This is a genomic window from Actinoplanes sp. NPDC000266 (genome assembly GCF_042899005.1).
In the GTDB taxonomy this organism is placed as follows: Bacteria; Actinomycetota; Actinomycetes; order Mycobacteriales; family Micromonosporaceae; genus Actinoplanes.
The window spans coordinates 546,724-571,283 of record NZ_JBIAZI010000005.1 but is presented as its reverse complement, the minus strand read 5'-3'; the positions used below and the strand labels follow the sequence as shown (position 1 = coordinate 571,283).

23 protein-coding genes are annotated in these 24,560 nt (G+C 70.4%); 11 read left to right on the top strand and 12 right to left on the bottom strand.

Annotated elements, in window-relative coordinates; translation table 11 throughout:
- Positions 1-5: 5 nt before the first annotated feature.
- Positions 6-1,646 (bottom strand): alpha-amylase family protein, encoded by a 1,641-nt coding sequence (locus tag ACFY36_RS23335; protein WP_499748056.1) that lies wholly within the window; start codon positions 1,644-1,646, stop codon positions 6-8.
- 78 nt (positions 1,647-1,724) lie between these two features.
- Between ACFY36_RS23335 and ACFY36_RS23330 the strand changes: the two genes are divergently transcribed.
- Positions 1,725-2,387 (top strand): DedA family protein, encoded by a 663-nt coding sequence (locus ACFY36_RS23330; protein ID WP_499748055.1) that lies wholly within the window; start codon positions 1,725-1,727, stop codon positions 2,385-2,387.
- Here ACFY36_RS23330 and ACFY36_RS23325 read toward each other — a convergent pair.
- The 3 genes from ACFY36_RS23325 to ACFY36_RS23315 form a co-directional block, all read right to left on the bottom strand.
- Positions 2,371-3,564 (bottom strand): carbohydrate-binding protein, encoded by a 1,194-nt coding sequence (locus ACFY36_RS23325; protein ID WP_499748054.1) that lies wholly within the window; start codon positions 3,562-3,564, stop codon positions 2,371-2,373. The two genes, ACFY36_RS23330 and ACFY36_RS23325, sit on opposite strands and share 17 nt — an antisense overlap.
- 22 nt (positions 3,565-3,586) lie before the next feature.
- Positions 3,587-4,849 (bottom strand): chitinase, encoded by a 1,263-nt coding sequence (locus ACFY36_RS23320; protein WP_499748053.1) that lies wholly within the window; start codon positions 4,847-4,849, stop codon positions 3,587-3,589.
- A gap of 95 nt (positions 4,850-4,944) precedes the next feature.
- Positions 4,945-6,321, bottom strand: coding sequence for a carbohydrate-binding protein (locus ACFY36_RS23315; protein WP_499748052.1), 1,377 nt, complete (start codon positions 6,319-6,321; stop codon positions 4,945-4,947).
- A 138-nt stretch (positions 6,322-6,459) separates the two neighbouring features.
- Between ACFY36_RS23315 and ACFY36_RS23310 the strand changes: the two genes are divergently transcribed.
- From ACFY36_RS23310 to ACFY36_RS23300, 3 genes are all read left to right on the top strand, one after another.
- Entirely contained in the window at positions 6,460-7,620 is a 1,161-nt protein-coding gene (locus ACFY36_RS23310) for a carboxylate-amine ligase (RefSeq protein WP_499748051.1), read from the top strand.
- 9 nt (positions 7,621-7,629) lie between these two features.
- On the top strand, positions 7,630-8,991 hold the full coding sequence (locus ACFY36_RS23305; protein WP_499748050.1) for an FAD-dependent oxidoreductase: 1,362 nt from the start codon (positions 7,630-7,632) through the stop codon (positions 8,989-8,991).
- Between the two features lie 193 nt (positions 8,992-9,184).
- A complete protein-coding gene (locus ACFY36_RS23300) occupies positions 9,185-10,516 on the top strand; it encodes a polysaccharide deacetylase family protein (RefSeq protein ID WP_499748049.1) in 1,332 nt (443 codons plus the stop codon).
- Here ACFY36_RS23300 and ACFY36_RS23295 read toward each other — a convergent pair.
- Both ACFY36_RS23295 and ACFY36_RS23290 read right to left on the bottom strand, forming a co-directional pair.
- Complete coding sequence (locus ACFY36_RS23295; RefSeq protein ID WP_499748048.1) at positions 10,482-11,306, bottom strand: Fpg/Nei family DNA glycosylase; 825 nt, start codon at positions 11,304-11,306, stop codon at positions 10,482-10,484. The two genes, ACFY36_RS23300 and ACFY36_RS23295, sit on opposite strands and share 35 nt — an antisense overlap.
- Positions 11,307-11,326: 20 nt before the next feature.
- Positions 11,327-12,127, bottom strand: a complete 801-nt coding sequence (locus ACFY36_RS23290; protein ID WP_499748047.1) for an SDR family oxidoreductase — start codon at positions 12,125-12,127, stop codon at positions 11,327-11,329.
- Between the two features lie 102 nt (positions 12,128-12,229).
- Between ACFY36_RS23290 and ACFY36_RS23285 the strand changes: the two genes are divergently transcribed.
- From ACFY36_RS23285 to ACFY36_RS23260, 6 genes are read left to right on the top strand one after another with little or no spacing between them, the layout of a single operon-like run.
- Positions 12,230-13,075: a helix-turn-helix transcriptional regulator gene (locus tag ACFY36_RS23285; protein WP_499748046.1), complete on the top strand. Its 846-nt coding sequence runs from the start codon at positions 12,230-12,232 to the stop codon at positions 13,073-13,075.
- Positions 13,072-13,953 carry a shikimate dehydrogenase family protein gene (locus ACFY36_RS23280; RefSeq protein ID WP_499748045.1) on the top strand — a complete coding sequence of 294 codons (882 nt, stop codon included), beginning with the start codon at positions 13,072-13,074 and terminating at the stop codon, positions 13,951-13,953. The genes ACFY36_RS23285 and ACFY36_RS23280 overlap by 4 nt, the downstream gene beginning before the upstream one ends.
- Positions 13,950-14,558, top strand: coding sequence for a 4a-hydroxytetrahydrobiopterin dehydratase family protein (locus tag ACFY36_RS23275; RefSeq protein ID WP_499748044.1), 609 nt, complete (start codon positions 13,950-13,952; stop codon positions 14,556-14,558). Before ACFY36_RS23280 ends, ACFY36_RS23275 begins: the two co-directional genes overlap by 4 nt.
- A gap of 44 nt (positions 14,559-14,602) precedes the next feature.
- Positions 14,603-16,012: a glycosyl hydrolase family 18 protein gene (locus ACFY36_RS23270; RefSeq protein WP_499748043.1), complete on the top strand. Its 1,410-nt coding sequence runs from the start codon at positions 14,603-14,605 to the stop codon at positions 16,010-16,012.
- 25 nt (positions 16,013-16,037) lie between these two features.
- Positions 16,038-16,895, top strand: a complete 858-nt coding sequence (locus tag ACFY36_RS23265) for a patatin-like phospholipase family protein (RefSeq protein WP_499748042.1) — start codon at positions 16,038-16,040, stop codon at positions 16,893-16,895.
- Positions 16,895-17,962, top strand: coding sequence for a 1-acyl-sn-glycerol-3-phosphate acyltransferase (locus ACFY36_RS23260; protein WP_499748041.1), 1,068 nt, complete (start codon positions 16,895-16,897; stop codon positions 17,960-17,962). Before ACFY36_RS23265 ends, ACFY36_RS23260 begins: the two co-directional genes overlap by 1 nt.
- Here the strand turns inward: ACFY36_RS23260 and ACFY36_RS23255 are convergent.
- Together ACFY36_RS23255 and ACFY36_RS23250 are read right to left on the bottom strand one after the other, a co-directional pair.
- The gene (locus ACFY36_RS23255) at positions 17,948-18,739 is read right to left on the bottom strand and encodes a hypothetical protein (RefSeq protein WP_499748040.1); all 792 of its coding nucleotides are present in this window, start codon (positions 18,737-18,739) and stop codon (positions 17,948-17,950) included. The two genes, ACFY36_RS23260 and ACFY36_RS23255, sit on opposite strands and share 15 nt — an antisense overlap.
- Positions 18,740-18,830: 91 nt before the next feature.
- Positions 18,831-19,559, bottom strand: coding sequence for a hypothetical protein (locus ACFY36_RS23250; RefSeq protein WP_499748039.1), 729 nt, complete (start codon positions 19,557-19,559; stop codon positions 18,831-18,833).
- Positions 19,560-19,705: 146 nt separating this feature from the next.
- Between ACFY36_RS23250 and ACFY36_RS23245 the strand changes: the two genes are divergently transcribed.
- The gene (locus tag ACFY36_RS23245) at positions 19,706-20,857 is read left to right on the top strand and encodes an FHA domain-containing protein (RefSeq protein WP_498692224.1); all 1,152 of its coding nucleotides are present in this window, start codon (positions 19,706-19,708) and stop codon (positions 20,855-20,857) included.
- Here the strand turns inward: ACFY36_RS23245 and rocD are convergent.
- The 4 genes from rocD to ACFY36_RS23225 form a co-directional block, all read right to left on the bottom strand.
- Entirely contained in the window at positions 20,854-22,065 is a 1,212-nt protein-coding gene (gene rocD, locus ACFY36_RS23240; protein WP_499748038.1) for an ornithine--oxo-acid transaminase, read from the bottom strand. The genes ACFY36_RS23245 and rocD overlap by 4 nt on opposite strands.
- A complete protein-coding gene (gene ddaH, locus ACFY36_RS23235) occupies positions 22,062-22,868 on the bottom strand; it encodes a dimethylargininase (protein ID WP_499748037.1) in 807 nt (268 codons plus the stop codon). Before ddaH ends, rocD begins: the two co-directional genes overlap by 4 nt.
- A gap of 276 nt (positions 22,869-23,144) precedes the next feature.
- Positions 23,145-23,792, bottom strand: a complete 648-nt coding sequence (locus tag ACFY36_RS23230) for a hypothetical protein (RefSeq protein WP_499748036.1) — start codon at positions 23,790-23,792, stop codon at positions 23,145-23,147.
- 108 nt (positions 23,793-23,900) lie between these two features.
- Positions 23,901-24,512 carry an ATP-dependent Clp protease proteolytic subunit gene (locus ACFY36_RS23225; RefSeq protein WP_498655298.1) on the bottom strand — a complete coding sequence of 204 codons (612 nt, stop codon included), beginning with the start codon at positions 24,510-24,512 and terminating at the stop codon, positions 23,901-23,903.
- Positions 24,513-24,560 lie beyond the last annotated feature (48 nt).

Genomic DNA, 24,560 nt, shown 5'->3' with positions numbered 1-24,560 from the left:
GCACTTTACGCATGGCGACGGAGCCTGATCCAGCGGTAGCCGTGTCCGGCCACCGGAACCGCGTCAAATTTGCCGAGGTCGGGGTACTCCTGGTCGGCCAGCACGTCGGTCGGGAACTCGGCCTCGGCGTAGAGCGAGCTCAGGTCGAGCACGCCGTCGGACGGCCCGAGATTGTGCACGAAGACCATCGTGCCAGTGTCGGCGTCGGCCCGGTGCACGAGGATCGATCCCGCTTCCGGCAGGTCGACGTGCGTACAGGTGCCGGAACCGACCTCAGGCGCCTCCCGGAGCGTACGGATCATGCGCTCGAACCACGCGAGCAACGACGCCGGGTCGTGGCGCTGGAGGCTGACGTTGACAGCCTGATAGCCGAACTCACCGCCGTCGATCACCGGCCGGACGGTCTCGTCCGCCGTGGAGAAGCCGCCGTTCGGCAGGGAGGACCACTGCATGGGCGTACGGATGGAGTTGCGCCCCTCCAGCGACAGGTCCTCGCCCATGCCGATCTCCTCGCCGTAGCGGACGACCGGGGTGCCGCGCAGGCTGAACTGGAGCGCGTAGGCCAGCTCGACGCGCCGCCGGTCGTTGCCGAGCATGGGTGCCAGCCGGCGCCGGATGCCGCGGCCGTACAACTGCATGTTCTCGTCCGGGCCGAACTCGGCGAAGACCTGCTGACGCTGCTCGGCGGTGAGCCGGGACAGGTCGACCTCGTCGTGGTTGCGCAGGAAGGTGGCCCACTGCCCGCCCTCGGGCAGCTTCGGCGCCTCGCGCAGCGCCTCGATCACCGGCTCCGGGTTCTGCCGGGCCAGCGCCAGCATGAGCTTGGTGTTGAGCATGAAGTCGAACAGCATGTGGATGCGGTTGGCCGAGCCGCCGGTGTCGCCGAAGTAGTGCCGCAGCTGGTCGGGCTCCACGTTGGCCTCGGCCAGCAGCACCGCGTCACCCTTGCGCCACTGCACGAACTGCCGCAGCTCGGTGATGAACTCCATGTCCTTGGGCGAGTTCGGGTTGCCGGGCTGGGTCTCCTCGATGATGAACGGCACCGCGTCCATCCGGAACCCGGCGACGCCGAGCTGGAGCCAGAACGCGCAGATCTTCTTGATCTCCTCGCGGACCTCGGGATTGTTGATGTTGAGGTCCGGCTGGAACTTGTAGAACCGGTGGTAGTACCAGGACTTGGCCGTCCGGTCGTACGTCCAGGTCTCGTCCTGCTCGCCCGGGAAGACCATGCCCTGCTTGCGGTCGGCGGGCTCGGTCTCGGACCAGACATACCAATTTCGGTACGGCGAGTCCGGCGACTTCCGGGCCGATTGGAACCACGGGTGCTTGTCCGAGGTGTGGTTGACGACCAGGTCGATGATCACCTTGATGCCGAGGTTGCCCGCCTGGTGCAGCAGCTCGGCGAAGTCGCCCAGGTTACCGAACCGTGGGTCGACGTTGTAGAAGTCGGACACGTCGTAGCCGTCGTCCTGGTCGGGCGACGGGTGGATCGGGTTGAGCCAGAGGCAGGTCACCCCGAGCCGGGCCAGATAGTCGAGGCGGCCGATCAGACCGCGGATGTCGCCGCAGCCGTCGCCGTCCGAGTCGGCGAAGGTGTCGATGTCGAGGCAGTAGATGACGGCTTTCTGGTACCACCGGTCGGTCATGTCCCTCTACTTCACCGGCGTCACGGCCGGGCAAACAGCACTCAGGTTCGACGCAGGTTCGTTGGGTACAACCATCGGATGGGCGGCGGCGGACTGACAGCGTGGGTGACCTCTGTCATCGATTCACTCGGTGAGCTCGGTGTGGGCCTGTTGGTGGCCCTGGAAAATCTCATTCCACCGATCCCGAGCGAGATCGTGCTGTCACTGGCGGGCTATCTGGCCAGTGAGGGCCGGGTCAACTTCGCCCTGGTGCTGTTCGCGGCCACGGCCGGGTCGGTGATCGGCGCGCTCGCCCTTTACTGGCTGGGCTACGCGCTCGGCGAGGAGCGGCTGCGCCGCTGGCTCGACAAGATCCCGCTGGTCGACGCCGACGATCTGAACACGGCCGACCGCTGGTTCGAGAAACACGAGAAGGCGGCCGTGCTCTTCGGCCGCTGCGCCCCGGTCGTGCGCAGCCTGGTCTCCATCCCGGCCGGCGCCAACAAGATGCACCTGGGCATGTTCACCCTGTTCACCGCGATCGGCAGCGGCGTCTGGAACAGCATCTTCATCGGCGGCGGCTATCTGCTCGGGTCGCAATATCAAGACCTGGAGCAGTACGCCCATTACTTCGACTACGTGATCTGGGCGCTGATCATCTTCATGGTCGCCAGCTGGGTGACGAAGAAGATCAGGAAAAGGCGACGCGCGGCCGCCCGTCGGAGCGACCGCGCGTCAGAGGAGGCTAGAAGCCCGCGCTGATCTTGGTGAAGGCCCAGTCGGCCTGGGCGATGCCGGAGCAGTCGGAGACCACGCCGCCGCCGGCGCAGCCGCGGTCGCGGTTGACCGCCCAGAAGGTGAAGCGGGCCAGCCCCTTGTCGCGGGCGTAGTCGCGGATCCGCGTCCACGTCTCGACGGTGGTCAGCTCCTGCTGGTCGGACAGGCCGTTCATGCCGGAGATGCCCATGTGCGAGTAGGCCTGGGCGTCGGTGTAGCCGAACGTCGTCTTCAGCAGGTTCTTCAGGCCCTCGGACGTGTTGATCGTGGCCGTGTAGATGTCACTGGCGCCGAAGTCGAACGGCATCTGTGTGAAGATGTCGATGTTCGCGCCGAGCGCCTTGGCCTGCTGCACGAGCCGGGTGCCGTAGTAGTTCGGGCCGGTCGTCGTGGTGCCGAAGGTGAGGATCGTCTTCACCGACGGGTTCTTCTGCTTGACGATCTTCAGGGCGTTGAGGACGCGGTCCTGCACGACCGTGTTCTCGAACTCGTCGGTGTTCTCGATGTCGATGTCGATCGACTTGAGCTGGAAGGCGTCGATCACCTTCTGGTACGCGCCGGCCAGCGCCTCGGGGGTCGAGCAGTTCGGGCCGAGCTTGTTGCCACTCCACCCGCCGATCGACGGGACCACGTCGGCCCCGGCCGCGCGGATCGCCGCGATGGTGCTGGCGTGCACGCCGCCGGTCAGGCCGCTCTCGCCGTCCCAGGCCGGGTTGCAGCCGTTGCTGGCGAGCACGAAGGCCATGGTGAAGGCCTTGACGCCGGTCGCGTTGACCACGGTGGCCGGTGCGGGCGGGTTGCCCCAGCCGGGGTAGATGTAGGGCGCCGCGGCCATCTTGGTGCCGGTCGACGGCGGCTGGGTGGTGGGCGGGGTCGTGGGTGGTGTCGTCGGCGGGGTGGTCGGAGGCGTGGTGCCGCCGCAGACGCCCTGGTCGGCCCAGACGTCCCACTGGCCGCTGTGGGTGGCGGGGGATTCGTTCTGCGTCCACCACTTGGCGCTGTAGTTGTGGCCGTTCTGCGAGGCCGTGTTGCCGCCGACGTAGACGGCCGACGAGGACCAGGCCGGGGCGCAGGCCACGGCGGCGTTCGAGGATGCCATGGGCAGGATCGCGGCGGCCGTGGCGGCCAGGGCCACGGTGCCGATGATCAGGAGTTTCTTCATGGGGGTGCTCCTGGGGGACGGATCAGGGGAGTGTGGCGAGGTGGGGCTTGACGGTGTTGGCGAAGCCGTTGCCGTTGGTGACGTCCCAGTTGATCGACCAGGTCATCGCGCCGCGGATGCCCGGATAGGTCGCCGGCGGCTTGAAGCTGCCGCAGTTGGTGCCGCGGGCCAGGCAGTCGAGGGCGGCGTTGACCACCGAGGGGGCGACGTAGCCGCCGCCGGCCGCGCGGGTGCTCGACGGCAGGCCGAGCGCGACCTGGTCGGGCCGCAGCCCGTTCTGGGTCTGAATACAGGCCAGCGCGGTCAGGAAGTTCACCGTGCCCTGGCTGTAGGCGGCGTTGTTGTCACACCCGAGCATCGAGCCGGAGTTGTAGAACTGCGTGTGGACGACCGTGAGGATGTCCTTGATGGACAGCGCCAGCGCGAAGTACGACGAGCCGGTGCTCTGCATGTCGATGGTCTGCGGCGCCATCGTGATGATCAGGTTGCTGCCGGCCTTGGCCCGCAGGCTGCGCAGCGCCTGGGCCATGTAGGTGGCGTTGAGCCCGTTCTCGAGGTCGATGTCGACGCCGTCGAAGCCGTAGGCCGTCATCAGCGAGTAGACGGAGTTGGCGAAGTTGGTGGCCGCGGCGGCGCTGGCCACGCTGACCGTGCCCTTCTCGCCGCCGACCGAGATGATGACCTTCTTGCCGCGGGCGTGCAGGGTGGCGATGTCGGCCTTGAACTGGGCGTCCGTGTAACCGCCGACGGCGCTGGCCAGGCCCGGGTCGAGCGTGAAGGAGACCGCGCCCGCCGTCGAGGTGGCGTCGGCGAAGGCCACGGCGATCAGGTCGTACGTCGTGGGGACCGCGGCGAGTTTCAGGGGCGCCGCGCCGTTGTCGAAGTTCTGCCAGTACCCGGTGAGGAAGTGCGCCGGGAGGGTGCCGTTGCTCGGCGGCGGAGTCGTGGGCGGCGGGGTGGTGGGCGGGGGTGTCGTCACCGGCGGGGTGGTCGGTGGTGTCGTGGGCGGGGTGGTGGGTGGTGTCGTACCACCGCAGACGCCGTTGTCGGCCCAGACGTCCCATTGGCCGCTGTGCGTGGCGGGCGACTCGTTCTGCGTCCACCACTTGGCGCTGTAGTTGTGGCCGTTCTGCGAGGCCGTGTTGCCGCCGACGTAGACGGCGGCCGAGCTCCACGCCGGCGCGCAGGCCGCGGCGGCCGACGCGGAACCCGAGAAGTACGTGGCGGCGCCGCCCGCGAGCAGCGCGGCGACGGTGGCCAAGGTGACAGATCTGGAGCGCTTCATGGCCCTCCCTCCTTCATGTGTGTCAATCATTAAGGACTGTTAACAGTTCAGTCCAGAGGGAGGGGCCCTTAAATATCCTTAAATTTCTCGATGAACTACTTGCGGAACTGGAGCCAGTTGAGATTGACGAAGTCGGCCGGCTGCCCGCTCGTGAAGGTCACGTAGACGGTGTGGGTGCCGGTCACGCCGGAGACGTTGCCGGGGATCGACTGCCACGTCTGCCAGCCGCCCGTGCTGCCGAGCGCGAAGCTGCCGATGGGCGCGTTCGAGCGGCTGTCGAGGCGTACCTCCACCAGACCGCTGACCCCCGAGCCGGCGCCGGAAGCCACCCGGGCGACGAAGTCGCGCACCCCGCCCGAGGAGAAGTTGACATTGTTGAACTGGAGCCAGTCGCCGTTGGCGATGTAGCCGACGTCCTGGCCGCCCTCCGAGCAGGTCTCGACCTGCACGCCCGACGCCGCGTTGTACGACTCGGCCTCGATGCGGGAGAAGGCGTCACGGGTTCCCGACGGCGGCGGGGTGGTGGCCGGCGGCGTGGTCGGCGGGGTCGTGCCGCCGGACGACTGGTAGACCGCGACGTAGTCGACGATCATCGGCACGCCGGGCTGGGTCGACGAGGTGGGCCCACCGCCGAACGCGGCCGGGAAACCGCCGCCCATGGCCACGTTCAGGATCACGAAGAAGCCGTGCTGGGTCGCGTTGTTCCAGGTGGTCGCGTCGAGCTGCGACTTGCTGAAGGTGAAGTAATTGTTGCCGTCGAGATACCAGCGCAGCTGCTCGTTGGCCGTCGTCCGGTCGTACTCGATGGCGTACGTGTGGAAGCCGGTCTTGCACCCGCTGCAGGCGCGCTCGCCGCTGGTGATGCCGGTCGTCTCGTTGCACGGGCCGCCCGGGTTGGTGCCGCAGTGCAGGGCCGCGAAGACGGACTCACGGCTATTGATGTTCTCCATGATGTCCCACTCGCCGATGCCCGGCCAGTTGGTCGCGCCGACCGGGCGGGCGGCCCCGCCGAGCGCCCAGAACGCCGGCCAGTATCCGGCCGCGGCGGCCCCGCTGACGTTCGGCTGCTGCAGCCGCGCCTCGATGCGCACCTTGCCGCCGGCCGGCGCCGCGAAGTCGGTGCGCTGCGTCTCGACCCGGCCCGAGGTCCAGCGGCCGGACGAATCGCGCAACGGCTTGATCACCAGGTTGCCGCTGCCGTCCTGATAGACGTTGGCCGTCGAGTCGGTCATCGTCTCGACCTCGCCGGTGCCCCAGTTGGCGGCCCCGCCCGGATAGCCGGTGCCGGTCGCGTAGAGCCAGTTGGAGCGGTTGAGCCCGGTGCCGGCGGCGCCGTTGAAGTCGTCGCTGAACACGGTGGTCATGCCGGACGGGGCGGCGGGCACGGCCGCCTCGGCGGTGACCGCGAAGATCGCGGACGTGGCCACGGCGAGTGCCGCCGCGGCGCCCGCTGCCACAACACGGAGTCTCATGGGATGCGCCTTCCATGCAGGGGTGTGAGAGCGCTCTCAGCGGATTCACGCTTGTTACGAATGTGCTGTCAATATGGACTGCCATCGATTGCCCGTTGATACCGTTTCCGGGGCGGAAAGATCGGGTATTTCGCGGCCATGGACACGGGCGGCACGACGATCGATCCCGAACTGGCCGAGCTGGCCGAGGCCCACGATCTGCACACGCTCGGCGTCGAGGAGGAATACCTCCTGATCGACGCGGTCGAGCCGCGCGCCGTGGAGACGGTCGAAGAGGTCTTCGAGCAGCTGCCGGCCGACATCCGCCCCTCGGTGCAGCACGAATACATGCGCAGTCAGATCGAGGTGGCGAGCCCGCCGCAACTCGAGCTCGGCGCCCTCACCGAGGCGTTGAGCCGCCTGCGGGCCGGCGTCGCCGCCGCCGCCGAACGGGCCGGCTCCCGGCTGCTGGCCATGGGCACCGGACCGGTGGCCGGTCCGCACATCCGGGTCGTCGACAACCCGCGATATCACCGGATGCAGGAACGCTTCGGCGACCTCTCCCCCGGCGCCGGCATGTGCGGCACCCACGTGCACGTCAGCATCCCCGACGACGAGACCGGCGTGCAGGTCCTCAACCACCTGCGGCCGTGGCTGCCGATCTTCCAGGCCGCGACGGTGAACTCGCCGCTGTTCAAAGGACGCGACACCGGCTACGCGAGCTGGCGCTACATGATGTGGGAGCGCTGGCCCACCGTAGGACCGGCGCCCTACCTGGAGTCGTACGAGCACTATCTGACGCTCATCTCCGACCTCGAGGCGAGCGGCGCCATGCTCGACGAGGGGATGCTCTACTGGTATGCCCGGCTCTCGGCCACCTATCCGACCATCGAGATCCGGATGGGCGACGTGATGCCCACCGCCGACGACGCGGTGCTGCTCGCCGCGCTCGCCCGCGCCCTGGTGGCCACGCTGCTGAACGAGGTGCGCGACGGCCGGCCGGCCCCGGTGGTGCCGGACACGCTGCTGGTGGCGGCGCACTGGCGGGCCGCGCACGACGGGCTCGAGGGCGTCAACATCGACATGGCCACCCGCGAGCCGCGGCCCGCGTGGCGGCTGATGCGCCAGCTCTTCGACTACGTGCGCCCCGAGCTCGAACGCCACGGCGACCTGGAGCGCGCGACCGTCCTTCTCGGACGGCTGCGCTCGCAGGGCACCGGCGCCGCCCGGCAGCGGGCCGTCCTGGCCCAGAAGGGCACGGTCGCCGATGTGGTGGATCAGATGGCCAAGGCCACGCGGGGAGACCTCGGAGGTCAGTAGGCTGGGCCGATGAAGCTCGTCGTGATCGGCGGGGACGCGGCCGGCATGTCGGCCGCGTCGCAGGCCCGCAAGCGCCTCGGAGCCGGCGACCTCGAGATCGTGGTGTTCGAACGGGGGCGCTTCACGTCGTACTCGGCCTGCGGCATCCCGTACTGGATCGGCGGCGCGGTCGACGAGCGGGACGCGCTCATCGCCCGTACCCCCGAGGCGCACCGCAAGAACGGCATCGACGTCCGCCTCCAGCACGACGCGGTCGCGATCGACCTCGATCGCCGGCAGGTGGTGGCGCATTCCGCGTCCGGTGAGGTCCGGGAGAGCTTCGACCATTTGGTGTACGCCGCCGGCGCGTCCCCGGTCGTGCCGGAGTGGGCGCGCGTGCGGGAGGCCGGCGTCTTCGGTGTGCAGACGCTGGAGGACGGCGACGCGATCCACGCGTGGCTGGACGGTGAGGTCAAGCCACGCCGGGCGGTCGTGATCGGCGGAGGCTACATCGGCGTCGAGATGGCCGAGGCGATGATCCAGCGTGGCCTCGACGTGACGCTGCTCGAGAAATCTCCGCAGCCCATGGCCAAGACGGCCGACCCCGAGATCGGCCAGATGGTCCAGGACGCCATCCGCGGCCTCGGCATCGACATCGTCACCAACGCCCACGTCGAAGGTCTCGAGACCGAGGGCGGCCGGGTCACCGCGGTCGTCACCCCCGGCGGCTCGCTGCCGGCCGACATCGTGGTCATGGGATTGGGTGTACGCCCGAACACCGCCATCGCCCGCAGCGCGGGCCTGCCCGTGGGCGCGACCGGGGGCCTGCGCACCGATCTGCGCATGCGGGTCGAGGGTCACGAGGACATCTGGGCCGCCGGCGACTGCGTCGAGACCCGCCACCTGATCACCGGGCGCCCGGTCCACGTGCCGCTCGGCACCCACGCCAACAAGCAGGGCCGGGTGGCCGGCATCAACATCGGCGGCGGCTACGCGACGTTCCCGGGCGTGATCGGCACGGCGGTGACGAAGGTGTGCGACCTCGAGGTGGCCCGCACCGGCCTGACGTCACACGAGGCGGACCAGGCCGGGTACGAGTTCGTGACGGCCACGGTGGAGTCGACGAGCCGGGCCGGCTACTACCCGGGCGCGTCGTCGATGACCGTGAAGCTGATCGCCGAGCGGCGCACCGGGCTGCTGCTCGGCGCCCAGATCGTCGGCCGGTCCGAGGCGGCCAAGCGGATCGACGCGCTGGCGCTGGCGGTGTGGAACAGGATGACGGTCGAGGAGATGACGGCTCTCGATCTCAGCTACGCGCCGCCTTTCGCACCGGTGTGGGACCCGGTGTTGATCGCTGCCCGAAAGGCGACGGACGCGGTGCACGCGGGCTGATTCGCCGGATTCGTGGATACCAAGCGCTACCAGGTGATATCGCGCTCCGTAGCGTGACAACCACCGATACGGTCTCGCGTTCGATCTTGCGGCACGGTAGGCATGCAGGATGTCGCCGCAATCTCCCCGTCATCCGACCCCGGCCGGACAGACGACGCGCGGGCGGCATCATCGACCGGAGTCGCTGGCGGACGTGACGTCCGAGCACCCGATCATCGAACCCTCCGCCTCCGCCGCTTCCTCTGACGCCTCCCCCGTCGCGGTCATCGACCGGCCCGAGACCCGCTATCGCCGCGGCAAGCCCGTGGTGAGCTTCGTCGGCGACGAGCCCGCGATCCCCCGGCCGCGCAGCGCCACCCGCGGTCAACGGCCCACCCGCGGTGGCCGCCACTCGGTGGCCAAGCCGGCCGCCCAGCGCCCGCCCACCATGGGCAGCCACCGTGCGCCCGGCACCCTGCCGATCGAGTCGTGGCTGCTGATGGGCAAGTCGCGCCAGCAGGTGCTGCTCGCCTCGCTCGTCGCGATCGGCATCCTGCTGCTGGCCATGCCGGCCGAGCAGCGGCGCGAAAGCGTCAACGCGGTCAACGCCGCCGCCCAGGCCGTCGCCGGCGTGCAGCCGAAACCGACCAAGGCCGCCCCCGCGAAGGACGACGAGGAGCCCACCAGGTCGAAGCCGGTCGGCAACAAGGACGAGAAGCCCGCCGCCGACTCCACCGCCGCGCCCGGCGACGACGTGGCCGCTCCGCAGCCGACCGCCGCCGTGCCCACAGTGGCGCCGAGCGCCACCCCGACCGCGCAGCAGACCGGCGAGAGCGCGCCCAAGGTCCCCGCGGCCGGTCCCGGCGCCTCGCTGCGCACCACCGGCACCGAGGCGGTCGCGCTGACCTTCGACGACGGCCCCGACCCGGTGCAGACGCCGAAGATCCTGGCGCTGCTGGCCAAGAACGACGTCAAGGCGGTCTTCTGCCTCGTCGGGTCGCAGGTCAAGAAGCACCCCGAGGTCGTACGGCAGATCGTCGACGCCGGCCACACGCTGTGCAACCACACCTGGGACCACAGCCTGAAGATCGGCAAGGACAAGCCCGAGAAGATCAAGGCCGATCTCGACCGTACGAACGCGGCCATCCGCGCCGCCGTGCCGGGCGCCGAGATCCCGTTCTTCCGGGCGCCCGGCGGCAACTTCACCGACCGGCTCGTCGCGGTCGCGGGCGGCGCCGGCATGACGTCGATCTACTGGGAGGTCGACCCGCGCGACTGGGACCACCCCGAGGGCGAGACCCCCGCGCAGCACGTGGCCCGGGTGATCGCCGAGGTGCAGAAGAGCGTGAAGCCCGGCGCCATCGTGCTGTCGCACGACTTCGGCCAGCCCGACACGATCGTGGCGTACGAGAAGCTCCTGCCCTGGTTCAAGGCGAACTTCACGCTGGGCCTGCCGCAGATCCCGGGCCCGCCGCCGTCGGCCCTGCCCACCGAGACCCCGCCGGCCGCGGTCACCCCTTCGGCGACCCCGCCGGCTGGCACGTAGGACACCAGTAGAGATTGCGCCCGGCCAGCGGACCGCGCGCGATCTCGCTGCCGCACACCAGGCACGCCTGACCGGGACGGCGGTAGACGTAGACCTCACCGCCGTGCCGGTCGACGCGTGGCGCACGCCGCATAGCCTCCGGCGTGTGCTCGGTGTGCACGGTGTCGATGCGCCCCCGGGCCACGCCCTCCTTCATCAGCGACCGCAGATCGGCCCAGAGCTCGTCCCACAGCTCGGCCCCGACCAGCCGCCCCGGCGTGGTCGGCGCCAGCCCGGCCCGGAACAGCACCTCGTTGGCGTAGATCAGCCCACACCCGGCCACAATGGACTGGTCGAGCAGCAGCGCGAACAGCGGCTTGGTGCTGGTGCGAACCCGCGCGTACGCAGCGAGCGGATCGGCGTCGTCACGCAGCGGATCGGCACCGAGCCGATCGCGCAGCTGCTGCGCCCGCAGCGGATCGAACACCTCACAGGCGGTCGGCCCACGAAGCTCGAGCCAGTGCCGCTCCCCCACGACCCGCATCCGCACCTGCCCCACCACCTCCGGCACGGGCGCCTCGCCGTCGGCGAACTTCCCGTACAACCCGAGGTGAACATGCACGCTCAGGTCACCCTCGTAGTGATGGAACAGATGCTTCCCGTACGCCTCGGTGTCGGCGAGCCGCCGCCCGTCAACTTCCCGGGCCCCACCCGCGAACCGCCCTTGTGGGCTGCTGACCTGCAAAGACTGCCCCGCGAAGAGTTCCCGATGCCGGGCCGCGAGCCGATGAATGGTGTGTCCCTCTGGCACGGCGGCAACGGTACCCGGCGTTACTTGAAGGCCGCCTTGTTGTCGGTCACCCAGGCCGCGAACGGGCGCGGGGGACGGCCGGTGAGGGTCTCCACGTCGCTGGTCGGGCCGACCACGGTGGCGGCCGGGCCCATCGTCTCCAGGATCGAAGCGGGGAGGCCGGCCTCTGCTTCGGTGATCTCCTGGACGACGTACGACCTGGTCAAGAGGGTGTTGATGATGTTGACCTGGTCTCGGACGGACACCAGGGCCGGGCCGGTGATCAGGTAGGGGCCGGGCTTCGGGTCGTCCGCGGTCAGCTGGGCCACCGCCGCGGCCGCGATGTCGGACGGGTCGACGATCGGCAGCGGCACGTCGGGGTTCGGGGCCCGGACGATGCCGTCGTCGCCCACCCACAGCAGGATGTTGTAGTCGAAACCGGCCGCCCTCAGGAACGTGGACGGCACGCCGGCCTCGGTCAGCGCCCTCTCCCCGGCCTGGTGGCGGGCCGTGACGAAGTTGTCCGCGCCCGAGGGCAGCTCGGTGACGGCCGTGAACGACGACAGCAGGACGACGTGGGTGACACCGCTCGTGGCGGCCTCGGCCGCGAAGACCGCGCCGTTGTCGTCGGCCATCGTCAGGTAGGCCCGGTCCACGCCGGCCAGCGCGCGCCGCACCGCCCCGGCGTCGGTCAGGTCGCCCTCGATCAGGGTGATGCCGGGCGGCAGGTCCGCCTTGGCCGGGTCGCGGACCAGGGCGGTCACTTCGTGGCCACGGCCGGAGAGCTGACGGGCGACGTGACCGCCCACGGTGCCGGTCGCGCCGGTGACAAGAATCTTCATAGGGCAACCATGAGGCGGTGTACGACCGGACGGGAGAGACCTCCCGAGACAGGTATCGCCGGTCCCTGTCTGACGGCACCCCCGGCACGCCATGCTTCTCGCATGGACCAGAAGGAGCTCGCCGACTTCCTCCGCCGGCGCCGGGAGCTGCTGCAACCGGCCGAGGTCGGTCTCGCGGCGGGCGCACGCCGCCGCACGCCGGGACTGCGCCGGCACGAGGTGGCGCAGCTGGCCGGGATGTCGCCCGACTACTACATCCGGCTCGAGCAGGCCCGCGGCCCGCAGCCGTCGCCGCAGATGCTGACCGCGCTGACCCGGGCCCTGCGGCTGACCGCCGACGAGCGCAACCACCTGTTCCACCTGGCCGGACATCCGGCCCCGCCCTCGTACGGGGTCGACGAGCACGTCAGCCCCGGCCTGCTCCGGCTGCTCGACGCCCTCACCGACCTCCCGGCGATGGTCATCTCGGACCTCGGCGTGATCCTCGTGCAGAACCCGATGGGTGTGGCCCTGCTGGGCGAGCAGACGGCGTACACCGGCCTCGCCCGCAGTTTCGCCTACCGCTGGTTCACCGAGCCGGCCACCCGTGAGCTCTATCCGCCGGAGGACCGCGAGCGCCAGGGCGAGATCCAGGTGGCCGATCTGCGCGCCGCCGTGGCCATGCGCCCGGCCGACCCGCTCGCGCGCCGCCTGGTCGGCGCCCTGCGCGCCGAGAGCGCCGAGTTCGCCGCCCTGTGGGACCGCCACGACGTGGCCGTGCGCCGCAGCGACCGCAAACGCATCGTCCATCCCGCCGTCGGGATCATCGACATCGACTGCGAGGTGCTGGCCACCGCCCGCCAGGACCAGCACCTGCTCGTCTTCACCCCGCGGCCCGGCACCGACGCCGCCGGACAGCTGGCCCTGCTGAAGGTGGTCGGGCGCCAGAACCTCACCATGGCACCATGAGCACGGTGTGGTTCGTCGGGGTGACGACCGGACAATCCCTGATCAACAAGACATTTCCACTCTGGATGAAAGACCTCGGCCATGACGTACGCCTGGTCGGGCACGACCTGCCACTCGACGCCCCGGCCGCGCGCTACCGGGCGCTGCTGACCGCGCTGAGGGCGGACGGCGACGCGCTCGGCGCGGTGATCACCTCGCACAAGGTCGCGGTGGTGCGGGAGGCCGGCGATCTGATCGACACGCTCGATCCGCTGGCGGTCGAGTGCGGCGAGGTCAGCGCGCTGCGCCGGGACGGCGGAAAGCTGGCCGGCTTCGCCCGTGACCCGCTCTCGATCGGGCGGGTCGTCGACGAGATCTGGCCGGAGGGCGATCATGTGCTCTGCCTGGGCGCCGGCGGCAGCGCCATCGCGCTCGGCCGTCACCTGCTGTCACGCCCGTCGCCGCCGGCCGGCCTGATCTTCACCGACCGTGACGAGGCGGCGGCCCGCCATCTGCGGAACGTGCTCGACCCGTGGGCCGAGCGGCGGCGGGTGCGCCTCGACGTCCACATCGGCCCCGGCCCGTGGGATCCGCTCGTCACCACGGCGACGCTCGTGGTCAACGCCACCGGGCTCGGCAAGGACCGGCCGGGCAGCCCGCTCTCCCCCACCGCCGGATTCCCGGCCGGCGCGGTCGTGTGGGACCTGAACTACCGCGGCGATCTGGCCCTGCTGCGCCAGGCCCGGACGCGGCCCGACGTGACCGCCCACGACGGCTGGAGCCTCTTCTGCCACGGCTGGGCCGCCGCCCTGGGCCCGATCCTCGACCTCCCGAACGAGCCGGCCACGGCCCACCGCTTCACCGAACTGGCCGCCTCGCTGCACCGGGGCCCAGCATGACCGCCGCGCGGTTCCACGCCGCCGAGGGCGTCGAGGACTGGCGCGTCCTCTACCACGTGGTCGCGGCCCACTTCCGGACGGATTCGTTCACGGCGGGCGTGGCGTTCGCCGGCGAGATCGACCGGCTGTCGGGCGATCCCAAGCCCCGGGTGGATCTGCGGGACACCGGTGTCACGGTCACGATGACGAGCCGCGACGCCGTCCTGGCGCAAGCGATCTCCCAGGCCGCGCGCCGGGCGGGGCTGGCGGCCGACCCGGCGGCGGTCCACCTGGTCAATGTCACCATCGACGCGCTGGCCACCGCCGAGGTCCTGCCGTTCTGGCGTGCGCTGCTCGGCTATCGCCAGATCGGTGACGACTATCTGGCCGATCCGGCGGGCCGCGGCCCGGGCGTCGAGTTCCAGGCCATGGACGCTCCCCGGCCGCAGCGCAATCGCCTGCACCTCGACGTGGCCGTGCCGCACGACCAGGCCGAGGCGCGGATCGCCGCCGTTCTGGCCGCCGGTGGCCGCCTGGTCTCGGACGAGCACGCCCCGAAGTGGTGGACCCTGGCCGACCCGGAGGGCAACGAGGCGTGCGTGGCGACCTGGCTCGGCCGCACATAGACGAAGCTATTTACAAACAAAGTTAACAGTATTCATACTGAGCCATGCGCCGATCGATGATCTTCGTCATGGCCGCCGCGGTCGCGGCCACGGGTGGCACTGTCTATCTGGGCTCGTCGGCGGGGGTGGCCAGCGCGGCCGCCGCGTGCGCGCCGGCCTGGAGCGCCACCGCCGTCTACGTGAAGGACAACGTCGCTTCGCAGAACGGCCACAACTACACGGCCAAGTGGTGGACGCAGAACGAGGCGCCCTCCACGCACAGCGCGCAGTGGGACGTCTGGGCCGACAACGGCGTCTGCGGTGGCACCACACCGCCGACAACTCCTCCGGCGACGACTCCTCCGGCGACCACACCGCCGCCCACCACTCCGCCACCCACGACCCCTCCGCCCACCACGCCTCCGCCCACCACGCAGCCCCCGGTCACCGGGCTCCCCAAGCGGGCCCTCATCGGCTATCTGCACGCCAGTTTCGCCAACGGCTCCGGATATCTGCGCATGGCCGACGTCCCCGCCAACTGGGACATCATCAACCTGGCCTTCGGCGAGCCCACCAGCGCCACCTCCGGCGACATCCGCTTCACGCTCTGCCCGGCCACCGAATGCCCGGGCGTCGAGTCCGAGGCCGACTTCATCACCGCCATCCGCAACAAACGGGCGGCCGGCAAGAAGGTGCTGCTCTCCATCGGCGGGGCCAACGGACAGGTGCAGCTCACCACCACCGCGGCCCGGGACAAGTTCGTCAGCTCGGTCAGCGCCATCATCGACCGTTACGGCCTGGACGGCGTCGACGTCGACTTCGAGGGGCACTCGCTCTCGCTGAACACCGGCGACACCGACTTCAAGAACCCGGCCACGCCGGTCGTCGTCAACCTCATCTCGGCCCTGAAGAGCCTCAAGGCCCGCTACGGCGCGAACTTCGTGCTCACCATGGCGCCCGAGACCTTCTTCGTCCAGCTCGGCTACCAGTACTACGGTTCCGGGCCGTGGGGCGGACAGGACCCCCGCGCCGGCTCCTATCTGCCGGTCATCTACGCCCTGCGTAACGACCTGACCGTCCTGCACGTCCAGGACTACAACTCGGGCTCCATCATGGGCCTCGACAACCAGTACCACTCGATGGGCGGCGCCGACTTCCACATCGCCATGACCGACATGCTGCTCGCCGGCTTCCCGGTCGCCGGCAACACCGCCAACATGTTCCCGGCCCTGCGCGAGGACCAGATCGGTTTCGGCGCCCCGGCCTCGGTCAACGCCGGCAACGGATATGTCGCCCCGGCGGCCGTTCAGCAGGCAGTCGGCTGTCTCGTCAAGGGTACGAACTGCGGGTCGTACACGCCTCGCAGCGGCACCAACCCCAACCTCCGCGGTCTCATGACCTGGTCGATCAACTGGGACAAATTCGCCGGCTGGGAGTTCCAGAACCAGAACGGCGCCTACTTCAAGAACCAGTAGGAGACGCGCGTGCCACCATGAACGCATGGTCGACGGTCCGGTGGCGTTCGTGCTCGGTGGCGGAGGAGTGCTCGGAGCGGTCGAGGTGGGCATGCTCCGGGCGCTCTTCCGCGCCGGCTTCCGGCCCGACGTGGTGGTCGGCACGTCGATCGGGGCGGTCAACGGAGCCCTGGTCGCCGCCGACCCGAGCGAGGCCGTCACCGACCGGCTCGTACGGCTGTGGACCTCACCCGAGGCGGCCACCGTCTACGGCGACTCGATCGGCCGGCAGCTGCGCCGGTTCGCCGCCCGCACCCACTTGCACTCGCCCATGCCGCTGCGCCGGCTGCTGGAGAGCGAGCTCGGCGACACCGCCTCCTTCGCCGACCTCAAGGTGCCGTTCCGCTGCTGCGCGGCCAGCATCGAGCGGGCGGCCGAGCACTGGTTCGACAGCGGGCCGCTCGTCGACGCCGTACTCGCGTCGTCGGCCGTGCCCGGCCTGCTGCCCCCGATGGAGATCGCCGGGGAGCACTACGTGGACGGCGGGATCGTCAACTCGATCCCGATCAGCGAGGCCGTGCGGACCGGGGCCAAACTGATCTTCGTGTTGCAGGTGGGCCGGGTCGAGCGCCCGCTCGCCGTGCCTCGGCGTCCGTGGGAGGTGGCGCAGGTGGCCTTCGAGATCGCCCGACGGCATCGGTTCGCGCGGGACCTTGCCTTCCTGCCCGACGATGTACGGGTGCACGTGTTACCGAGCGGCGGCGGCGAGGGCCGGGACGACAGCCCGTGGGCCTACCGGGACATGGCCGCCGTGGGCCGCCGCATCAGCCGCGCCTACACGGCCTCCCGGCGCTATCTCGCGGCCAACGTCAATCCCCTTCCCACCGACCCCGGTGAGCGCTGATGCCACTGCCCCCGGTCTGGATACGCCGCCTGATCATCGCCCCCGCCGTCGTCCTGCTGGCTCTCGCGCTGGTGACGACGCTGCCGCTCTGGCTCTTCCTCGGACTGGTCGCGTCGCCGCTGGTGCCCGGCCATCTGCGGGTGCCCCGCCTGGTCCTGCTCGGCATCCTCTACCTCTGCTGGGACGCGGCCGCGCTGGTCGTGCTGGCGGTGCTCTGGGTGTGGTCCGGGTTCGGCCGTCACATCCGTACACCCGAATTTCAGCTCCGTCATTATCAAGTGACCGGGGCCTTCCTGCGGGTCCTGTTCTGGGTCGCCCGCTGGGCGCTGCACCTGACCGTCGACGTGGTCGGCACCGATCCTGACACCGCCGTCCCGGGCCGTCCCGAGATCGTGGTGAGCCGGCACGCCGGCCCCGGCGACTCGTTCATCCTGATCCACGCGCTGGTCGACTGGTTCGACCGCGAGCCGCGGATCGTGCTCAAGGCGACCCTTCAGTGGGACCCGGCGGTCGACGTGCTGCTCAACCGCCTGCCCAACCGCTTCATCTCGCCCGGCCGCACCGGCACCGACACGCTGGAGCAGCAGATCAGCGAGCTCGCGACCGGCCTCGACGAGAACGACGCTTTCGTGATCTTCCCGGAGGGCGGCAACTTCACCCCGCGCCGCCGGAGCCGGGCCATCGCCCGGCTGCGGGACCGCGGCCTGGCCGAGGTGGCCGACCGGGCCGAGCACCTGCGGCACGTGCTGCCGCCGAAGCCGGGCGGCCTGTTCGCGGCCATCGACGCCGCGCCGGACGCCGGAGTCGTCTTCGTGGCGCACACCGGGCTCGACCGGATGGTGACCGTGTCCGACGTCTGGCGGGAACTGCCGATGGACAAGCGGCTCGTCATGCGTTTCTGGAGCGTCCCGCCCGAGGAGGTGCCGAAGGGCGAGGAGGAGCGCGTCGCCTGGCTCTACGACTGGTGGGAGCTGATCGACGCCTGGATCGACGAGAACCGCCCCGCGTTCCGCCCGTTGAGCACGGACTGGACCGCGAGGCGGAGCGCGACGTCAGCTTCCGAGTGACTGATAGAGGCTGTCCGGCGCCTCGGTGATCTCCGAGGCGGCGGGCCGGGCGGCGGTCACCGGGACGCCGTAATCGGTGTAGAGCACCTCGAGCGGCTGCGCGTTCGGGATCTGGATGGTCAGCACCGACAGCCGGCCCTGGTCGTCCAGCCCGGCCGTGAAGGGCACGTTCTGGGCCTGGGTGTTGTCGACGGTCACCTGGGAGACGCCGGCCAGGCCGGCCGCCTTGGTCAGGTCGAGCGTGCCGGCGTAGCTGTTGGCGCCGGTCGCGTGCACGTCGGTGGCCGAGCCGAGCAGGTTCGACGTGTTCACCGGGTCGATCTCGCCGGGCCGCAGTCCGACGTTGGCGCCCTCGGGCAGCCGGGCCACGTCGACGTGGGTCCACGTGCCGGCCTTGGTGAAGCCGGGCACCTGGAGGTAGAGGTCCTTCTCGATCAGCAGCGTCTTGAGGCTGAGGTCGGCGTTGGTGCCGGTGGCCTTGAGGTCGGCCGTGCCGACGCCCTTGGCCGGGTCGATCGCGCCGGCCAGCTTGAACCCCGTGCCCGAGGTCGCTGTGATCTTGAAGCTGCTCGTGCCGAGCTGCGAGGTCGCCTTGGTCAGCGCCTCGACGGCGGCGGGGTCGGCCGTGCCGGTGCTCGCGCTCGCCGTCACGCCGGCTGACGTGGCGGGCGCGGACGGCGCGGTGGGCGTCGCGTCGCCGTTCGCGCAGCCGGCGAGGGCCAGCGCGGCCGTGGCCGTGGCCGCGAGACCCAGCCCGGCGAGCCGTGGTGTCCGCATGTCGGTTCCTCCTGCCCGGCCGGCCTCCGGGTGACGCCGGCAACACCGACATCAATGCCCGAAGGTCGTTCCGGACAAACAGGACCGTCTTCTAAGCGCCCATGGCCTTGCGGAACGAGGCCGGCATCTCGACGACCTCGCCCGCGGCGGGCTTGGCGATGGTCACCGGCGCGCCCCAGTCCGAGTAGGTGGCGGTCATCTGCCCGGCGCCGGGCGCGATCGACTCGAGCTCCACCGCCAGTTCGGTGAGCCGGCCCTCGGTGTCGGTCGCGGCCGTGAACGGCACGGCCGCGGCCTTGTCGCCCAGCGCCTTGAGCATGGCCGGGTTGGCGGTGCCGGCCTTGGTCATGTCGAGCGTGCCCCGGAACGTGTGATCGCCGGTTCTCGTCACCGCGGAGGCGGTGGTGATCAGTTTCGCGGTGTTGGCCGGATCGGTGTTCTTGATGCTGATCGGGCTGCTGTCGGGCACCTGGGACACGTCGATGTGCATCCACTTGCCGGCGGTCCCGCCGATCGCGTCGCCGACCTGGCCCTCGGTCCGGACGTACAGATCATTGCCGATCTGCCGGGTGATCATGCGGCCGGCCGAGGCCAGATCGGTGGACATCTCGGACGACCTGGCCTTGGCGTCGATCGCCCCGGTGCCGCCGACGCCACCCGCCGAGGCGAGTTCGAACTTCACCGGCGTATCACTGAATTTGGCGTACGCCTGCGTCAGCTCCTCGGACGCGGAGGCGGGCGCCTCTTCGTCGCAGCCGCCGAGGATCAGGGCCGCGGCGAGGGCCAGGGCGGCGACAGCGGGCCGTCGAAAACTCGTCATTGAGCTTCCCGTCTATGTGTCGATGTCAACTTCGTCGATGTCCGGGCGGACGGCTGAGACCGTAGCTCGGGGGGTGTGACGCCCGCCTCGGAAGCGCACGCGGCATGATTGCCGTGGCAGAAACCGCTCACCCCTCGGGAGGACCCGTGAGATTCGAGATCAGCAAGGTCCTCGACGCCATCGAGGCACGGCTCACGACCGACCCCGCTCTCGCGCGCGCGGTGGTCGATATGTCGGAGATCATCCGATACGCGGACCTCGACGGCGGGCGCCCGGCCAGTTCGGTTCGGCTGGGCCTGGTCCTCGACGCGCTCGGACTGCGCTTCGCCGAGGAGAACGTCCCGGTCTACGTGGTGGTGCCCCGCGGTCTGCTTTCCGACACCGATCTGACCTCGAACGAGCGAATGGTCATCCGCCGTTGGGCTGACGACGGCAAGGTCGAGGTGGTCCCGCAGCTCGACGGCCGCGTCTTCGAGGCGGCCGACCTGCTCGGCGTGCCGGTGCTGACCCGCAGCCGGGCCGACCGTGAGCGCGAGCGCTACCCCTGGGTCGACGAGCCGGGCCGCCTGCTGGCCGCGGTCGCCGGCGAGGGCGGCACCACCGTGCTCGTCCCCCGGGTCGGCCGCAACGAGCCGCCACGGCCGCCCGAGCGCTCCGCGATGGGCGACCGGCTCCTGGCCCGCGTGTGGAGCTGCCCCGAGCCGAACTGCGCCAGCTACGGCAGCGGGGGCGACCCCGACAGTTTCTTCGCCGACATGCGCACCTTCACCAGCCCGGTCTCGCAGCCGCCGCCGGCCCTGCGCGGCGGGGTGCCGACCTGCCCCCGGCACGGCGCCCGGCTCAAGGACGCCGGTCAGCGGGCGGCGGTCGAGGTTCTTTCCGTACGCATCGACGGGGTGATCCGGCGCCGTTTCGTGGTCTCGACCGACGAGCCGGTGGTCGTCGGCCGCGCGCCCGAGGGCTCCGGGGTCATGCTCGGCCAGTGGCTCACCGACGACGCCCGCAAGTGGATCAGCCGCGGCCACGTGAAGTTCACGCTGCGCCCCGACGGCACGCTGACCGTGCAGGACGTGAGCACCAACGGCAGCGGCGTGCGCCCCGGCGGCTCGGCCGACGACGACGCCCGGCTCACCCTGCGCCGCGGGGAGACCCGCACGCTCGGCCCGGAGGACGTGGTGGAGCTCTACGCCAACGTCAACGTGGGCCGGGCGAGCATGTGGGCCACCGGCGGCGTCGCCCAGCCCCAGTCGGTGATGGGCGAGGCGCCGACGATGGCCCTGCGCAAGTTCGAGCGTTAGACCAGGATCGCGGCCAGCTGGTCCACCGCGTGGTCGATCTCGGCCTCGGTGACGACCAGCGGCGGCGCCAGCCGGATGGTCGAGCCGTGGGTGTCCTTGGCCAGGACGCCCCGCTCGGCCAGCAGCTCACAGGCGCGGCGGCCGGTCATCAGGGCCGGGTCGATGTCGACGCCGGCCCACAGGCCCCGGCCGCGCACGGCGATCAGGCCGCGCCCGATCAGCTCGCCCAGCCGCGTGTGCAGCCGCTCGCCCAGCTCGGCCGAGCGCCGCTGGAAATCACCGGACGCCAGGAGACGTACGACCTCGGACCCCACCGCGCAGGCCAGCGGGTTGCCGCCGAAGGTCGAGCCGTGCTCGCCCGGCTTGAGCACACCCAGCACGTCACGGTCGGCGGCCACGGCCGAGACCGGCACGATGCCGCCGCCGAGCGCCTTGCCGAGCACGTACATGTCGGGGACGACGCCCTCGTGCTCGATCGCGAAGGTGCGGCCGGTCCGGCCCAGCCCCGACTGGATCTCGTCGGCGATCATCAGCACGTTCTGGGTGGTGCAGAGCTCGCGGACGCCCGCGAAGTAGCCGGTCGGCGGCACGAGCACGCCGGCCTCGCCCTGGATGGGCTCCAGCAGCACGGCCACCGTGTTCGGCGTGACCGCGGCGGCCAGCGCCTCGAGGTCGCCGTAGGGCACCACGACGAAGCCCGGGGTGTACGGCCCGAAGTCGGCCCTGGCGTCCGGATCGGTGGAGAAGCTGACGATCGTGGTCGTACGGCCGTGGAAGTTGTCGGCGGCCACGATGATCTCGGCACGCTCGTTCTCCACGCCCTTGACCTGGTAGCCCCACTTGCGGGCCACCTTGATCGCGGTCTCGACGGCCTCGGCGCCGGTGTTCATCGGCAGCACGAGTTCCTTGCCGCACAGCTCGGCCAGCGAGCGGCAGAACACGGCGAACTGGTCGTGCACGAAGGCCCGGCTGGTCAGCGTGACCCGGTCGAGCTGGGCGTGCGCGGCCGCGATCAGCTCGGGGTGACGGTGGCCGAAGTTCAGCGCCGAATATCCGGCCAGGAAGTCGAGGTAGCGCCGGCCGTCGACGTCGGTGACCCAGGCGCCCTCGCCCTCGGCCACCACGACGGGCAGCGGGTGATAGTTGTGCGCGGTGTACCGCTCCGCCTCGGCGAGCTCAGCCGGAGTGCGCTGGTCAACAGTCGTCACTGACGTACCTCCAGGGTGCAGCACTTGGGACCGCCGCCGGCTTTGCGAAGCTCGGAGACGTCGACCCCGACGGTCTGGTAGCCGGCGGCGCGCAGCGCCCCGGCCAGGTGAGTGGCCTGTTCCGGCAGGACCACCGTACGGCCGTCGCTCACCGCGTTGAGGCCGAGAACGGCCGCGTCCTCCGCATTGGCGATCACCGCGTGCGGGTAGAGCTGACGCAGCACGGCCTGCGAACCGGGCGAGAACGCGGACGGCAGGTACGCGACGTTCGTCTCGTCGAGCACGCAGAGCGCGGTGTCGAGGTGGTAATACGCCGGGTCGACCAGCTGGAGCGTGATCACCGGGCGCTGGAGCGCCTCCTGCGTCTCGGCGTGCGAGGCGTGCGACGTGCGGAAACCGGTGCCGGCCAGCAGCACGTCGCCGGCGAGCAGGATGTCGCCCTCGCCCTCGTTCGTGTGCTTGGGCTCGATCACGGTGAAGCCGCGCTCGCGGAACCAGGACGCGTACGCCGGGGCCTCGTCGGCCCGCTCGGCGTCGCGGAACTGCACGGCCAGCACCCGGCCGTCGACCACGGTCGCGCCGTTGGCCGAGAACACCATGTCGGGCAGGCCCGGCAGCGGGTCGATCAGCTCGACGGTGTGGCCCAGGTCGAGGTACGTCTGCCGGAGGCTCTCCCACTGGCGGACGGCGAGCGCGTTGTCGTAGGGCGCCGTGGGATCCATCCACGGATTGATCCGATAGGTGACGGCGAAGTGGGTGGGCCGGCACATCAGGTAGCGGCGCGGCGAGGCCGTGGTGTTCATGGCAGAAACGCTAGAGCCGCCACCCCGCACGATGCTCTGGTTCAACCATGCGCCTGACTTTCGATCATTGCGTGCTCAGGCGCCGGGACGGAGATTCGTTGCGTGGGGCCGTTTTGGTGCCACAACACCTCGCGGGCGGCCTGAACCAGGCCGCCCGCGGAGGGTGAATGAGTGCCGGCGAACCGCCGGGTTTTTCGGGGCGGGAAGGGTGGTGACCCGTCCCGGTTCCGAGGGGTGCGCCCGGCTTCGTTGTCGGCCGCAACAGTTACTTACCCGTCAGAAACGGTCGACAAACTGTGCGTCAAGCCACTCGCGAAGATTGTTCACGGGCTGCATGTCGGTGCCCAGCCAGTTGAGCGAACCGGTCAGGGCCAGGATGCCGAGCACGATCGCGCCGAGCGAGAAGATCATGCCGAGCAGGGCGTCCGACTTGCCGGCGACGTGCCGCTTGCCGGTGGCGTGGATGCCGCTGAGCGACAGGATCAGGGCCAGAGCGGCGACGCCGATGCCGTAGCCCAGCAGGGGGCCCGAGAGCACCAGGAACACCGAGGCCACACCGAGGATCAGGCCGAGGGTGGCCAGCAGGCTGGCCCGCGGCTTGGGCCCGGCCGGGACGGGCTGCTGCTCCACCGGCTTCTGGTCCACCGGCGTCTGGTCCACCGGCTTCTGCTCCAGCGTCGGCGGCTCGTCGCGGTCGGCGCGGCGCGGGGGCGTCCGGTCGACGACGGCGCTGCCGGTGGGGCGGCCCACCGAGGGCGGGGGCGGCGGGGGACCGAGCTTGCGCTCCGTCTTCGTGGGCGCCGCCGGGAGATCGGCGGTCGTGTCGGGGTCACGCCGCGGCCGTACAGGGGAGGTAGCGGCCGGCTGGGCGGGAGTCTCCGTGGTATCGGTCTCGGTCTGGCGGGAGAACGTCGGGATCCTCACGTCAGCACCTCCTTGAGCGATTCGGGGGATGACATCGCTGTACCCCGAACGCTCAGAAAACACACAACGGGCACGCGGCCACCGGCCGCGTGCCCGTGTTTACGCAGGTCAGGAAATCGGCGCGCCGCTCGGGTTCACCTGGTTGGCGCGGCTGATCACGTGGTCGATCAGGCCGTACTCCTTGGCCTGGTCGGCCGTGAACCAGCGGTCACGGTCGGAGTCGCGCTCGATCTCCTCCGGGGTGTGACCGGTGTGGAAGGCGATGCGCTCGTTCATCGTCTGCTTGATGTGCAGCATGCTCTCGGCCTGGATGGCGATGTCGGCCGCGGTGCCGCCGATGCCGCCGGAGAGCTGGTGCATCATGATCCGCGCGTGCGGCAGCGCGTACCGCTTGCCGGGCGTCCCCGCGCAGAGCAGGAACTGGCCCATCGAGGCCGCCATGCCCATCGCGATCGTCGCCACGTCGTTCTTGATGTACTGCATCGTGTCGTACACCGCCATGCCGGCGGAGATCGAACCGCCCGGCGAGTTGATGTAGAGCGCGATGTCCTTCTCGCTGTCGGCGGAGGCGAGCAGCAGCAGCTGGGCGCAGATCCGGTTGGTCACCTCGTCGTTGACCTCGCTGCCGAGGAAGATGATCCGCTCGCGCAGGAGCCGCTCGAACACCTGGTCGTCGAAGGATGCGCCGCCGGCCCGCATAATCAACTCGTCAACACTCATGACAACACCCTCTCGCATCCGTCTGGGGGCCCGTCACTCGACCGGCCG